We start from the raw sequence: 12857 nt of genomic DNA, 5'->3' as shown, positions 1-12857 counted from the left end.
AAGCTGTATACAGTGATGCTCATTCAGCTCATAATATGGAGCTGTTACACATTGATTGAATGGCTTTCCAAATATGATCAGCTCATTTATAAGGTAATTATGTTTCTTATCTTTTTTTATATGGCAATAAATATTGGAAATTATTTGATGAAATCAAAGCGAAAAACACTTTTAGCAACATGTATGAGCCTTAGCTTATACGGCTCAATTCATCTGGTTATGGCTATTCTGACGAACTAGTGAGGATTATCGCAGAATGAATGGATCATAACTTGAAGTGAATTAAAATCATGCTGTTCATTCCTTCACTTTCCACGATGCTTATTTTTTCATTCTTATTATTGAACTCTTAAAAGGGAAGTGCGAAATGATTAAATCCTATGGAATCATACTACTATCAGTATTCTTGCTTTTGGGATGTAATAGTACGTCAACAAAGGAGAAGACGGATGCTTCTCCTGTAATATCTACCCCAAAGGAGGAAAAGCCTGAGGAAGTAGAGGATGATTCATCAGATGCCGAGAAAAAAGAGATGGAAGATGTTATCAATGAAAGAGTTGAGCCTCAATACGAGGTTAATGAGGCAACATGGAAACTGGAGCCTCTCGGTGAGGCGAATGAAAAAATCGTATTATTAACGATTGATGATGCTCCAGATCAACATGCAATAGAGATGGCCCAGACTTTAAATAATCTTGCAGTTAAAGCAATTTTCTTTGTAAATGGTCACTTTTTAGATTCAAAAAAAGGAGAAGATGCTTTAAAGAAAATACATGAGATGGGTTTTGCAATTGGAAATCATACCTATCACCATGAAAATTTAAAGGAAATTTCTGTGGAAGAGCAAAAGGAAGAGATCAATCGTCTGAATGACCGTATAGAGGAGATAATTGGTGAAAGGCCAAAATTTTTTAGAGCGCCTTTTGGTGCCAATACGGATGAGAGTCTTCAAATTGTAAAGGATGCCGGGATGACAGCGATGAATTGGACCTATGGATATGATTGGGAAAAAGAATATCAAACAAAAGATGCGCTTGCTAATATCATGATTGAATCGCCTTTCTTAAGCAATGGCTCTATTTTGCTCATGCATGATCGAACATGGACGAATGAAGCGCTCGAGACAATTGTGAATGGGCTAATAGAAAAAGGATATGAGATCGCTGATCCTGCATTAATTAAGACTCCATAATAAATAAGGTAAACAAAAAAGAAGGGGAGCCTTATTCTGGCTTCTCTTCTTCCGTCTTTTTAGGCTTTCCAGTAATAAATCTCGCAACGATGGAATAAAATGAGAAAAATAATAGGAAGAAACATGTAAACGTTAAGAGCATAGGGATCCATTTAATTGTAGTGCTTTCATCTAGCGGAGATTCAAATTCAATGATTGCTGGATAAGAAAATGGACTTTCCGGTACCTTTAACGATTGTTCTGCAAATGGGAATGGTCCGCCAAATACAAGTGATTGTTCCAATTCCTCAGGTTTATCTTCAATATAAGCATTAAAGATAAACGGGGAAACGACCGTAAAAGCAAGCGCAATCAAACTAATGATAATGACACGGTTTTTCATTTATTGACACCTCTTAGTTGAAAATCTGATAATAATGGTTTAGTAACTGAGATACGAGAGTGAACTAAAAAGTGTACATTTGTTTGCCCTTTATTGTACTCATTTATTTTCTGGGATAAAAATACATAATACGCCCATTAAATAAATGCAATTCACCTTTTAATTTCTTTGCGAGAAATCTACAAAATTCGTTAGCTTTCCCTTTATCACCGAAAGTAGATGTTTCCGGTAATGTTACCTGAATATACATTTGAATTCTTTCGGTTCCATTGTCTTCATGAACGATTTCTTTGTCGATTCCAAGCATAATAAGATTATACTGTTCTGTATCAGATTGAAGATAGAACCATTTGTTTTCAGATGCAGGGTGTTCTTTAATACTGTAGGGAAATGCAGCCTCATTATAAGACCAGTTTAGTTGGGTGCCAGTCTTTGAAGTAATTTCTTTAAAATACTGAAAATAATCTTTAATCATTTCAATTGTAATATGTTCGGTTTCTGATGATGGCACAAGTTTAATGTAAGCAGTAGCTGTCAAAACCTATCCCTCCATTTTGATATATAGGAATCCTCCATTTATTCTAGCATTAGATAAATTGCGCTGACAATGATAACTCTTAAAAAAAAATAAAAAGCTTGAAAAAAAGTGCAGAATAAATTATAATAATATTCAAAATATTAAAATAAAAAGGAGGAGCGATATGGAGTTTTTCCAAAAGCTCTATGATGAGCATGAAAATGTCAATGTTCGTTTTGTAGGTTTTACGACGGATTTAACACGGTATGATTTTGGTATTATCTATACAAGTCTCTTCTTTGCAAAACCCCTCGTTGTATGTATGCAAACCGGCCGCTCTACACTCCTCGACCCTAAGGATCTCGATGACACCGAATATTTACAGAAGGTTTTTAAAATGGATAATAATGAACAAACCGCAGAATTGATTGAGTTTTTTAAAGAGACCATCCCTCAATCACATTTTGAAACAGAGTATGAGTAATTTTTGCAGGCCGATAAGGTCTATTTTTTATTATATATGACATACTAATTCGCTTTTTTTGTTAATAATGACGAAATTAAATATAAAATGTTATACAAATGGGCTTGAAGAATGATAAATGTTATATTATTATTTAAATAGATGTTATCGCTTACAAAAAATTAAAAAAATAAAGGAGATTGAAAAATGGGAACGATTGTATGCCAAACTTGTAATTCAACAATTGACTATTTTGAAGATGAAAAAGTCTCCGTCCTTTATGCTAAATGTGGATGCGCATGTGAACAACTAAAAAAAGAAGAATGATAATATAGCAGAATGGTAATATAAACAAAGCCTTCCGAATTCGGAAGGCTTTGCTTTTGCTACTTAATGGCTCTATGCTCTTTGATGACCCGCAGGTATTTAAAATCGTAGTCTTCAGGACCTTGTACGGGAAGGCCTGCGTCCATATTCGTTTTGATATATTGTAAATTTTCCTTCGTAATAATTTCTCCAGGAATAAAAATTGGAATACCAGGAGGATATACCATAATAAATTCAGCAATGATCCGACCTTCGGATTCTGCAAATGGTATAAGTTCTGTATCAGCATAAAATGCATCACGAGGTGAAAGAGCAAGAACTGGAATGTTAGGCAATAGGACTTGAGCCTCCACCTTTGCTGCTTTTCCGTGACGTTCAGCTGAAAGTTGTTTTAATGCATCAACAAGGATATCAGCCTCTTTTTTTGAGTCACCAGGTGTAATGATACACAAAATATTATATAAATCGGACATTTCTACTTCAATTTGATAATGATCCCTTAACCAAACTTCTACTTCAAAGCCGGTAATTCCTAGATCCTTAACAGAAATAATTAGTTTCGTGGGATCATAATCAAAGGTTGCCCTCGTTCCTAATACTTCTTCGCCGACGCAGTATATGTGTTCGATTTCATTCAATTGGTTTCTGATACTATTCGCCAAATCAATTGTTTCATCCAAAAGCACTTTACCTTCAGTAGCTAATCGTTTTCGTGCAACATCAAGTGAAGCAAGCAGTATATAGGATGTCGATGTCGTTGTCAGCATGCTGAGAATGGATTGAACTCTTTTTTGAGAAACAAGACTTCCTTTTAAGTTTAAAATGGAGCTTTGAGTCATAGACCCGCCAAGTTTATGCACGCTCGTTGCAGCTAAGTCTGCTCCTGCCTGCATGGCTGACATTGGTAGGGTGTCATGAAAATGAATATGAACCCCATGGGCTTCATCAACTAACACAGGCACATTATAGGAATGTGCAATTTCTACAATCTGTTTTAAATCAGCAGAGATGCCGAAATAAGTTGGATTAATAACAAGCAATCCCTTTGCATCAGGATGCTGCTCAAGTGCTTTAGAAACAGCGTCAGTGCTCATACCATGTGAGATCCCAAGTTCCTTATCGACTACAGGGTGAATAAAGATGGGTGTTGCACCTGAAAAAATGATGGCTGACATGACAGATTTATGAACATTTCTTGGAACGATAATTTTTTCACCAGGTCCGCAAACAGCCATGACCATCGCCATAATTGCTCCGCTTGTACCTTGTACAGAAAAGAATGTATGATCTGCACCAAAAGCTTCGGCAGCTAAATCTTGGGCTTCTTTAATCATTCCCTTTGGCTGGTGAAGATCATCGAGTGGACCTATATTAATTAAATCAATGGATAATGCGTTATCTCCAATAAAGTCCCTAAACTCAGGGTCAATACCTTTTCCTTGTTTGTGTCCGGGAATATGGAATTGTACTGGGTTTTGTTTAGCGTGTGCGAGTAAACCGCTGAATAATGGTGTTGCAGACTGAGACAATGTATTTCCACACCTCTTTAAATTCTAATTTTCAAAGAAACATATGAATTATAGCATTATTCATCGCTTATGCATAGAAAGTTTGCAGTTTATGCAAGAAATAAATAAAAAAAACATAAAGTGTTCATAATTTAAACAGGAAAATAGAAGATGGATATCGAAGAAAGTATAGTGTATGGAATGGAGGCAGATATGAATGGAATGGAAAACTAAAATTACTGAGTTACTTAATATTGAGTATCCAATTATTCAAGGCGGTTTAGCACATTTAGCATACTCGGAATTAGCTGCGGCCGTTTCGAATGCAGGTGGCCTCGGTCAAATAACTGCGATGTCGTTAAATCAGCCTGAAGAACTACGTGAAGAAATCCGCAAAGTGAAAACGCTTACTGATAAACCATTTGGAGTGAACTTTGCCATTGGCCAGCATGGTCGTCCTTTTTCAGATTTCTTGGATGTGGCGATTGAAGAGAAAGTTCCAGTGGTTACCATGACCGGAGGAAACCCAGAACCCTTTTTTAAACAACTTGAAGGCGTTGAAATGAAGAAACTTGTGCTCGTTGCTGCGAAAAGGCAAGCGATAAAAGCTGAAAAACTTGGAGCAGACGCTGTTATGGTTGTAGGACAAGAAGGTGGAGGCCACCTCGGCAGAGATGATGTTGGAACACTTGTATTAATCCCGCAAGTGGTAGATGCCGTTTCCATACCAGTAGTGGCTTCTGGAGGAATTGGGGACAGCAGGGGCCTGATGGCAGCTCTCAGCCTGGGTGCGGAAGGCATTGAAATGGGAACAAGGTTTATAGCTACTAAAGAATGTGTCCATGCGAGTGATGTCTATAAAAATAGGTTGGTGGAAGGATCGGAAACCGATACAGCCATAATAAAAAGATCCATTGGGGCACCAGCAAGGGTCATTGCAAATACTTGGACCAATCAAATTCTCGAAATTGAGAAAGATAATGGCGGGTACGTGCGCTTAAAAGATTTTATTAGTGGTGAAGCAAATAAAAAGTACATATACGATGGCAAAGACGATGAGGGCTTTGGGTGGGCAGGCCAAGTAATGGGGCTGATAAAGGATATACCTTCAGTGGATGAACTCATGAAAAGAATGATCAATGAAGCTGAAGAAATCCGCAGAAGATGGTCATAATAAAGGTATTGCAGTCTCCTTTTTTCTGAAGTAGAATCAGCAAGTAAGACTTTTTGAGGTGATAAGCAGAATGGAATACCAATACCCTTTAGATCAGGATTGGTCGACAGATGAGATTATTGATGCGATTGACTTTTTTCAAACAGTCGAGAAGGCATATGAAAAAGGAATAGAACGTGAGCAATTCATGGTGTCCTATAGACGCTTTAAAGAAATTGTTCCCGGTAAATCGCAGGAAAGAAATATTTGCAAAGAGTTTGAGGAGCTTAGCGGTTATTCGCCGTATAAAACCATTAAGACCGTGAAAGATGCTGAACCTGGGCAGCTAATCAAAATGAAATAAAGAGTGGGCCCCTGAACCAACCAGGAGGCCCTTTTTTATGTTTAAGCAAGTTTATAAAGGGGTAATAATTTTTTAAATACAGCTTCTGTTTGAGCGATAAATTCGTCAGCAGCCATGTGAACGGCTTCATCCCTCGGGATGTTGATACCACAAAGAATTTCAGCCTTTTTAACATTTTGCAAACGGCTAAACATGTTTTGCAAGTCTTTTTTAGATAAATCACCATGTGGAGTAGATGCTGGTTTTGTGTGATCCAGAGACCACATATAATCTTTTGGCGTATCATTGTATATACGGTCAATGTCCGCTTCTAATCTTCCACCTAGTTCAACCTTATTCGGTGCTTCATAAATCACTGCAAACCAAATGAATAAATGTGTTTCCCATAGCCCTATTTGGAAGTGTGGCAGCATTTTATACCCTCTGGAATTACTAGCAAAAGCGACCCAAGTATCACTAGGGGGATTTTTAGTACGACGAGCATGTTTTGCAACATGTGGATGCATTTCGTCACCGGTTTCTACAGAAAGAAAGGGTGCAAACATCCCGCCAAGCTCTTCTAATTTGGGTCTGATCGTTGTTTTTAAAGTATCCATTCTTTCATCTAGACCTTCTATGGTAAATACATTAAAATCTTCATTGTTAAATCCAGTAAAAGACATGATAAAACCTCCTCTATCTATGTAGGTTATTGTAGCATAATGTCGCAGTATCAATCACCTTATTAGCCGAAATAAGCTGTTAAAGACCTATGGCATAAAAAATTGTTAATACTTGAATAAGGCTTATATGGCTAATTGAGGCAAAACACCATTCTTTATGGGTAAACGTACAAATTTGTTGCATCAAGGATTGCTTCCTCATACTATAATTAAAATAGTCAGAAAATTAATACATTTTGAGAAAAGGGGTGTACTGTCTATGAAACAACTTATGAATTCTTTGAAGAAGGCTGGCTTAGAAAAAGAAAGAACTGCTGTTTTAAGATTGGAAATGGACTACGAATTGGCAACATTGTTTGAAGCGATGACTATTAATAATGAAGATGCAGTTAAAACTACAAAGCAAAAGTTAGAAAGAATCAGACAGGAACTTCTCAAATTAAAAGCACTATAACCGCATCATCAGCAATGTTTTTTTTAAAAATCGAGCTCTCTGAATGTAAAAAAATGGAGAAACGAACTCAGTTTTCATTATGCTGAGTTCGTTTTTTATTTTCTTTTGGTTATATTGTAAGTATGAAAGCTTGAAGATTTTTTGATTTTTAGTTAAGCTAATGGTAATTTATACCGCTGAGAATGAAGTGGAGGGCTCTGCATGACAAACTGGACGGAAATGGATACATATGCAAAGAAATGGATAAAACAAGCTGGGGACCTAATCAAGAAATCCTTCAGTGGTTCACTGACCATACAAACAAAATCCAACGCAAATGACTTAGTAACTGATATTGATAAAGGAACTGAACAATTTTTTATAAAAAAAATACATGAGAAATATCCTGATCATCGGATTCTTGGAGAAGAGGGATATGGAGATACGCTGAAAGATTTAAAGGGGATTGTATGGATTATTGATCCTATTGATGGAACAATGAATTTCATCCATCAAAAGAGAAACTTTGCAATTTCAATTGGTATTTATGAAGATGGGGTTGGGAAAATAGGATTGATCTATGATGTTGTTCATGATGAGTTATATCATGCAATGAAAGGTGAAGGGGCTTATTTGAACAACGATAAACTGCCAGATTTAGCACCTGGTCAAGTTTCAGAGGCGATTATCGGAATCAATGCTACTTGGGTAACAGAAAATAAACGAATCGATCCATCCTTATTGGCGCCTTTAATTAAAGCGGCAAGAGGAACAAGATCTTACGGTTCAGCTGCGATTGAAATGGCTTATGTAGCGTCAGGAAGACTTGATGCATACATTAGCCTGAGATTGGCCCCATGGGACTATGGAGCCGGGATCATCCTTATTGAAGAACTTGGAGGTGTCACCTCAACACTAAAAGGGGAATCCATAAGCATCGAAAGTCAAACCTCCGTCTTTGTAGGAAAGCCTGGAGTTCATGAAGAAATCTTACAAACATATTTAAAAGGCGGAAATTGGTAGAACGAGTAAAAATGAATTAAAAAAGCTGAGTCATCATTGACTTCAGCTTTTTTGAGTTTGCTTTGTTCATGTTTGGATACGTATCTGCACGTAGATCATTAGTTCAACTGGAATTAAAGCTATAAGGCGAGCTTAATTTTTCCCCGTCGAGGCTTGTCGGGGCTAAGCAGTCGCCTCCGCATTCCTTTATAACTTTCCATCTTCTCGCATTTTCTTTTTTGTTTTGAAGCCGAGGCCCATGACGATAAAGATGGCGATGATGCAGATAAAAATTCCTAAGATGCTTCGTTCACCGATTGCAATCCCTATGCTTCCGATACATACTGTAGCAGCGATTGCAAATCCTAAAAAAGGCCATTTAATATTTTTCATTGTAGGAATTTACCTCCTAATGATTAATCATTTAGTGAATAAAAGTTGCATTTTTTCATGTATGAAGACAAGTTATTTTGTCTATAAATAATATTTTACACAAAAAGCTTTTAGTTTTCTATAATAATTATGGTATAATGTTTCAGTTATAATAAATATGAGATTAAAAAACAAGCTATAAAAAATTAAGGTAAAATAATCTGATTGTACATCTGAACATCATAACACTATGATGAGCGGATTCACTTATAAATCAGCTAGGAGGAAATTTTTTTGAAACATAGAGATGATATTCGTAATATAGCAATTATTGCCCACGTTGACCATGGTAAAACAACGTTGGTGGATCAATTGTTAAAGCAGTCAGGAACATTCCGTATTAATGAGCATGTAGAAGAAAGAGCAATGGATTCTAATGACATTGAAAGAGAGCGCGGAATTACAATCTTAGCAAAAAATACTGCTATTCAATATAAAGATACAAGAATCAATATTCTTGATACTCCAGGGCATGCGGACTTCGGTGGTGAAGTTGAACGAATCATGAAAATGGTTGATGGTGTTCTTTTAGTTGTTGATGCATATGAAGGCTGTATGCCTCAAACTCGCTTTGTATTGAAAAAAGCATTGGAACAAAATTTAACTCCAATCGTAGTTGTAAATAAAATCGACCGTGACTTTGCAAGACCTGAAGAAGTTATTGATGAAGTAATCGACTTATTTATTGAACTTGATGCGTCTGAAGATCAATTAGACTTCCCTGTGATTTACGCATCAGCGATTAATGGTACTGCAAGCACAGATCCTGCTAAGCAAGATGAAAACATGCAGTCTCTTTATGAAACGGTTGTAGAAAATATTCCAACACCAATTGATAACCGTGAAGAGCCTCTTCAATTCCAAGTGGCACTGCTTGATTACAATGACTACGTAGGAAGAATTGGAATTGGCCGTGTTTTCCGTGGAACGATGAAGGTTGGGCAACAAGTAGCATTGATGAAGCTTGATGGATCAGTGAAACAATTCCGTGTAACGAAAATGTTCGGTTTCTTTGGCTTGAAGCGTTTGGAAATTCAAGAAGCGCATGCAGGCGATTTAATTGCTGTATCTGGAATGGAAGACATTAACGTAGGTGAAACAGTTTGTCCTGTTGAACACCAAGATGCACTTCCTGTACTAAGAATTGACGAGCCTACACTACAAATGACTTTCCAAGTAAATAATAGTCCATTTGCTGGTAAAGAGGGTAAGTTTATTACTTCAAGAAAAATTGAAGAAAGATTACGTGCTCAGTTACAAACAGACGTAAGTCTTCGTGTAGAAAACACAGATTCCCCAGATGCTTGGGTAGTATCCGGTCGCGGTGAACTGCATCTTTCTATCTTAATTGAAAACATGAGACGTGAGGGCTATGAGCTTCAAGTATCAAAACCTGAAGTTATCATTCGAGTGATTGATGGTGTACGTTCAGAACCAGTAGAACGTGTTCAAATCGATGTGCCTGAAGAACATACAGGTTCAATTATGGAATCAATTGGTGCTCGTAAAGGCGAAATGCTTGACATGGTTAATAACGGTAACGGTCAAGTGCGTTTATTATTCAATGTACCTGCTCGTGGTCTCATTGGATATACAACTGAATTCCTTACTTTAACTCGCGGGTATGGTATTATTAACCATACTTTTGATAGCTATAAACCAATGATGCAAGGTCAAGTTGGCGGAAGACGTCAAGGAGTTCTTGTTTCTATGGAAGGCGGAAAAGGTTCAACTTATGGTATCATGCAAGTAGAAGATCGCGGAACGATTTTTGTTGAGCCGGGAATTGAAATTTACGAAGGTATGATTGTTGGAGAACATACACGTGAAAATGACCTTGCAGTTAATATTACAAAGGTAAAACATGCAACAAATGTACGTTCAGCAACAAAAGATCAAACAACTACGATTAAAAAACCAAGAATCATGACTTTAGAAGAGGCACTTGAATATTTAAACGATGATGAATTATGTGAGATCACTCCAGAATCCATCCGTCTTCGTAAAAAAATCCTTGACAAAAACGAACGTGAAAAAAGCGCTAAAAAAATGAAACAAACTAATCTTTAAAAAGAAAAGCGGAAGCGTCTCGATCAGCCCTGATATGCTTAAGGCGCATTGGAAACGAAGATGTACTTTCATTCAATTCCAGTGTGGCTTTAAGACCTCGAGGGACCAGGTCATGAAGCTGGACAAAAAGAATAGCGAGTTGGGTTTCGTAGGAGAGACAAGCTTAAGACATGACAAGCGAAAAGAAGTGGTTTTCCTTTTTTGGGATTGTTATGGATTAAGACTCGAGCTCCTAGACACCGCAGCTAGCAATCGAAGAAATGTAAGGCATATCAACAGTTGCGCACGTAAGTAGTGTTACATTGTGTGGCATTACTTGCGCTGCTACATAATGAATGGCTTAATTTTTACTTGTTTTTCATTTCCATGAGGTTATGGCTTCGAGCTCTTAGCCATGATAGCTAGACAAACTAAAGGAGGAATGAACTAAAATGGTGGAAGATCGTCTTTCCTTTTTCGCCGCTTTATTCAAGGTTCACGAAAATCCTGAGATAGGAATGTGGCTCCTTTATATAACAATTGTGTTATTGACAATTGTTGTATTTAAACTAGGTTTTGCAAAAAAGCTTCCGATTTTAAAAGCTGTAGTTATTTACACTTTTCTAATTTTAGGTTGTACGCTCCTCACATTCCTTGGAGTTTTCTTGCCAATTGCCGAAGGTCTTGTCGTTGCGGCTGTGATTCTAATTATTTATAAAATCCGCCTTCATCAAGAAAAAAAGCATCAGCGCGCTAGTGCGGAATGAAACGGAGATGCTTTCTTAAATGAAGTCATTGCAGGATGCGTTATATAATTGGCTGACAATTAAAATTGTGAGTGATGCTCGTAAAGAGGATCAATCCGCATTAGAAACCGAAGAAATGTTCCATTCAATTCTAATGGACGAGCATGGCTTAACAGATCTTCAAATTGAAAAAGATGATGAAATGTACTATCTGCATTACAATTATCAGAACGCTTCGAGATCTACTCGCTTTCCTAGGGAGCTTATAGAAGTAATGCTTAAGCAAATGCAAGCTGAACCAGAAAAGTATATCAACTATCCTGTGGATGAATAAATGAAAACAGCTAATAGAAAAGCCTTCTCGGGTGAGAGAGGGCTTTTTCTTGTTGTGATAGCCAATATTAACGGGGGATGCTGCAGTCCAATCCAATTGCTTGATTCCAGGCATCTCAAGAATTGGATGGAAAGAACCCCTCGGGAATGAGATGAGTGTATTAAATAATTCTTCAAAGAAATCGATTCACAAATAGCCTCGCATTTTCATCAAACAACCCCCCATTTTCTTTGAATACTTATATAAAGAATGGTATCAATGGCGAAATAATAAACGAGATCATTGCGGCCAGGATCATGCAGATGCTTGCGATGGCTCCTGCACCTGTGCTAAATTCTAATGCTTTAGCTGTGCCAGCTCCATGAGCACTTATGCCTAATAATACCCCTTTTGCAATATCGCTCTTTAAATGAAACTGGATGATGATAACCGGACCAAGTACCATTCCGATGATTCCTGTAAGAATGACGAAGACGGCTGTAATTGTTGGCACACCGCCGATGATTGAAGCAATATTCATCGCAATCGGTGTGGTGATTGAATAGGGAATAATGCTCGCAGAAAGGGAATGATCCAGTTTTAATAATTTGCTTAAAAATGACGAGATGAGAATCGCAAGAATCGATCCAATGAGCACACAAAATCCAATTTCCTTAAAGAACTTTTTTAAACTAGGATAGTATTTATAGAGAGGGATGGCTAAAGCGACCGTGGCCGGCTGCAGTAATGCTGTAATCCATTTCGAGCCTTCTTCATAGGTGCTATAGGGAATATTGAATATAATAAGAACTAAAATAAGCACTATAGGAGCTAGTACGAGAGGAGAATAATATACTTTTCCTCGTTTTTTGTAAACCCATTTAGCAGCAAAATAGATGCTAATTGTGAGACTTAAGCACAGTATCATGAGCATGTGTTTCTATTTTCTCCTTTCTAGATGTCAATTTTTCAGCAACTAATCCGGTGCAAACCATAACGATGCTTGAGCTAATGATCAGGACGGCCAATATTTTTAACCCATTGCCAATGATTAGTTGTTTATATTGTAAAATACCTACAGCTGCAGGAATGAAAAATAGCAATAGCTCAGCAACAAGCCAATTGCCCCCAGTTTCAATCCATTTTAAAGAAATGATTTTGAATTTTAATAATAAAAATAAAATAACCAAGCCTAAAATACTCCCAGGAATACTCCAGTTTAACCATGAGGTTATACCATTTATTGCATAAGTGAAAATGCAAAGACAAGCAACTTGTAGGACTCCTACTCCTATTCTCTTCAACTATTTCACC

17 protein-coding genes are annotated in these 12857 nt (G+C 37.2%); 10 read left to right on the top strand and 7 right to left on the bottom strand.

Going from position 1 to position 12857, the window contains the following annotated elements:
• Positions 1-367: 367 nt before the first annotated feature.
• Positions 368-1192 (top strand): polysaccharide deacetylase family protein, encoded by an 825-nt coding sequence (locus J2S17_RS20925; RefSeq protein WP_307477767.1) that lies wholly within the window; start codon positions 368-370, stop codon positions 1190-1192.
• Positions 1193-1223: 31 nt separating this feature from the next.
• Here J2S17_RS20925 and J2S17_RS20920 read toward each other — a convergent pair whose 3' ends face one another.
• On the bottom strand, positions 1224-1574 hold the full coding sequence (locus J2S17_RS20920; protein ID WP_307477765.1) for a hypothetical protein: 351 nt from the start codon (positions 1572-1574) through the stop codon (positions 1224-1226).
• 103 nt (positions 1575-1677) lie between these two features.
• Complete coding sequence (locus J2S17_RS20915) at positions 1678-2112, bottom strand: DUF1885 family protein (protein ID WP_307477763.1); 435 nt, start codon at positions 2110-2112, stop codon at positions 1678-1680.
• 163 nt (positions 2113-2275) lie between these two features.
• Between J2S17_RS20915 and J2S17_RS20910 the strand changes: the two genes are divergently transcribed.
• Both J2S17_RS20910 and J2S17_RS20905 read left to right on the top strand, forming a co-directional pair.
• Positions 2276-2575 (top strand): DUF3055 domain-containing protein, encoded by a 300-nt coding sequence (locus J2S17_RS20910; RefSeq protein WP_307477762.1) that lies wholly within the window; start codon positions 2276-2278, stop codon positions 2573-2575.
• Between the two features lie 186 nt (positions 2576-2761).
• A complete protein-coding gene (locus J2S17_RS20905; RefSeq protein ID WP_307477760.1) occupies positions 2762-2881 on the top strand; it encodes a GapA-binding peptide SR1P in 120 nt (39 codons plus the stop codon).
• Between the two features lie 59 nt (positions 2882-2940).
• Here the strand turns inward: J2S17_RS20905 and J2S17_RS20900 are convergent, their stop codons facing one another.
• Positions 2941-4410 (bottom strand): aminotransferase class I/II-fold pyridoxal phosphate-dependent enzyme, encoded by a 1470-nt coding sequence (locus tag J2S17_RS20900; protein ID WP_307477759.1) that lies wholly within the window; start codon positions 4408-4410, stop codon positions 2941-2943.
• A 196-nt stretch (positions 4411-4606) separates the two neighbouring features.
• Here J2S17_RS20900 and J2S17_RS20895 point away from each other — a divergent pair, with 196 nt between their 5' ends.
• A complete protein-coding gene (locus J2S17_RS20895) occupies positions 4607-5563 on the top strand; it encodes an NAD(P)H-dependent flavin oxidoreductase (RefSeq protein WP_307477757.1) in 957 nt (318 codons plus the stop codon).
• Between the two features lie 70 nt (positions 5564-5633).
• Positions 5634-5906, top strand: coding sequence for a UPF0223 family protein (locus J2S17_RS20890; protein ID WP_307477756.1), 273 nt, complete (start codon positions 5634-5636; stop codon positions 5904-5906).
• Between the two features lie 41 nt (positions 5907-5947).
• On the opposite strand, the gene J2S17_RS20885 is transcribed toward J2S17_RS20890, so the two are convergent.
• Positions 5948-6568 (bottom strand): YktB family protein, encoded by a 621-nt coding sequence (locus J2S17_RS20885; protein ID WP_307477755.1) that lies wholly within the window; start codon positions 6566-6568, stop codon positions 5948-5950.
• A 259-nt stretch (positions 6569-6827) separates the two neighbouring features.
• Here J2S17_RS20885 and J2S17_RS20880 point away from each other — a divergent pair, with 259 nt between their 5' ends.
• Both J2S17_RS20880 and J2S17_RS20875 read left to right on the top strand, forming a co-directional pair.
• On the top strand, positions 6828-7022 hold the full coding sequence (locus J2S17_RS20880; RefSeq protein ID WP_307477798.1) for a YkzI domain-containing protein: 195 nt from the start codon (positions 6828-6830) through the stop codon (positions 7020-7022).
• 201 nt (positions 7023-7223) lie between these two features.
• Entirely contained in the window at positions 7224-8024 is an 801-nt protein-coding gene (locus tag J2S17_RS20875; RefSeq protein WP_307477753.1) for an inositol monophosphatase family protein, read from the top strand.
• A gap of 186 nt (positions 8025-8210) precedes the next feature.
• On the opposite strand, the gene J2S17_RS20870 is transcribed toward J2S17_RS20875, so the two are convergent.
• Complete coding sequence (locus tag J2S17_RS20870; protein ID WP_307477752.1) at positions 8211-8396, bottom strand: YlaF family protein; 186 nt, start codon at positions 8394-8396, stop codon at positions 8211-8213.
• A gap of 273 nt (positions 8397-8669) precedes the next feature.
• Here J2S17_RS20870 and typA point away from each other — a divergent pair, with 273 nt between their 5' ends.
• The 3 genes from typA (at position 8670) to J2S17_RS20855 (ending at position 11564) form a co-directional block, all read left to right on the top strand.
• Positions 8670-10505: a translational GTPase TypA gene (typA, locus tag J2S17_RS20865; protein ID WP_307477751.1), complete on the top strand. Its 1836-nt coding sequence runs from the start codon at positions 8670-8672 to the stop codon at positions 10503-10505.
• A 431-nt stretch (positions 10506-10936) separates the two neighbouring features.
• Positions 10937-11251 (top strand): YlaH-like family protein, encoded by a 315-nt coding sequence (locus J2S17_RS20860; RefSeq protein WP_307477749.1) that lies wholly within the window; start codon positions 10937-10939, stop codon positions 11249-11251.
• A 19-nt stretch (positions 11252-11270) separates the two neighbouring features.
• On the top strand, positions 11271-11564 hold the full coding sequence (locus tag J2S17_RS20855) for a hypothetical protein (RefSeq protein ID WP_307477748.1): 294 nt from the start codon (positions 11271-11273) through the stop codon (positions 11562-11564).
• Positions 11565-11802: 238 nt separating this feature from the next.
• Here the strand turns inward: J2S17_RS20855 and J2S17_RS20850 are convergent, their stop codons facing one another.
• A complete protein-coding gene (locus tag J2S17_RS20850) occupies positions 11803-12477 on the bottom strand; it encodes an LrgB family protein (protein WP_307477747.1) in 675 nt (224 codons plus the stop codon).
• Complete coding sequence (locus tag J2S17_RS20845; protein WP_307477745.1) at positions 12443-12847, bottom strand: CidA/LrgA family protein; 405 nt, start codon at positions 12845-12847, stop codon at positions 12443-12445. The genes J2S17_RS20850 and J2S17_RS20845 overlap by 35 nt, the downstream gene beginning before the upstream one ends.
• Positions 12848-12857 lie beyond the last annotated feature (10 nt).

Origin of the sequence: Cytobacillus purgationiresistens, assembly GCF_030813235.1 — a bacterium.
GTDB lineage: Bacteria > Bacillota > Bacilli > Bacillales > Cytobacillaceae > Cytobacillus > Cytobacillus purgationiresistens.
The sequence above is the reverse complement of the archived record's forward strand: the minus strand, read 5'-3'. Positions and strand labels throughout refer to the sequence as shown.

Excerpts from the sequence above, each read along its gene's own strand:
- J2S17_RS20925 (WP_307477767.1), top strand. The coding sequence starts at position 368 with ATGATTAAATCCTATGGAATCATACTACTATCAGTATTCTTGCTTTTG.
- J2S17_RS20920 (WP_307477765.1), bottom strand. The coding sequence starts at position 1,574 with ATGAAAAACCGTGTCATTATCATTAGTTTGATTGCGCTTGCTTTTACG.
- J2S17_RS20910 (WP_307477762.1), top strand. The coding sequence starts at position 2,276 with ATGGAGTTTTTCCAAAAGCTCTATGATGAGCATGAAAATGTCAATGTT.
- J2S17_RS20905 (WP_307477760.1), top strand. The coding sequence starts at position 2,762 with ATGGGAACGATTGTATGCCAAACTTGTAATTCAACAATTGACTATTTT.
- J2S17_RS20895 (WP_307477757.1), top strand. The coding sequence starts at position 4,607 with ATGGAATGGAAAACTAAAATTACTGAGTTACTTAATATTGAGTATCCA.
- J2S17_RS20890 (WP_307477756.1), top strand. The coding sequence starts at position 5,634 with ATGGAATACCAATACCCTTTAGATCAGGATTGGTCGACAGATGAGATT.
- J2S17_RS20885 (WP_307477755.1), bottom strand. The coding sequence starts at position 6,568 with ATGTCTTTTACTGGATTTAACAATGAAGATTTTAATGTATTTACCATA.
- J2S17_RS20880 (WP_307477798.1), top strand. The coding sequence starts at position 6,828 with ATGAAACAACTTATGAATTCTTTGAAGAAGGCTGGCTTAGAAAAAGAA.
- J2S17_RS20875 (WP_307477753.1), top strand. The coding sequence starts at position 7,224 with ATGACAAACTGGACGGAAATGGATACATATGCAAAGAAATGGATAAAA.
- J2S17_RS20870 (WP_307477752.1), bottom strand. The coding sequence starts at position 8,396 with ATGAAAAATATTAAATGGCCTTTTTTAGGATTTGCAATCGCTGCTACA.
- J2S17_RS20860 (WP_307477749.1), top strand. The coding sequence starts at position 10,937 with ATGGTGGAAGATCGTCTTTCCTTTTTCGCCGCTTTATTCAAGGTTCAC.
- J2S17_RS20855 (WP_307477748.1), top strand. The coding sequence starts at position 11,271 with ATGAAGTCATTGCAGGATGCGTTATATAATTGGCTGACAATTAAAATT.
- J2S17_RS20850 (WP_307477747.1), bottom strand. The coding sequence starts at position 12,477 with ATGCTCATGATACTGTGCTTAAGTCTCACAATTAGCATCTATTTTGCT.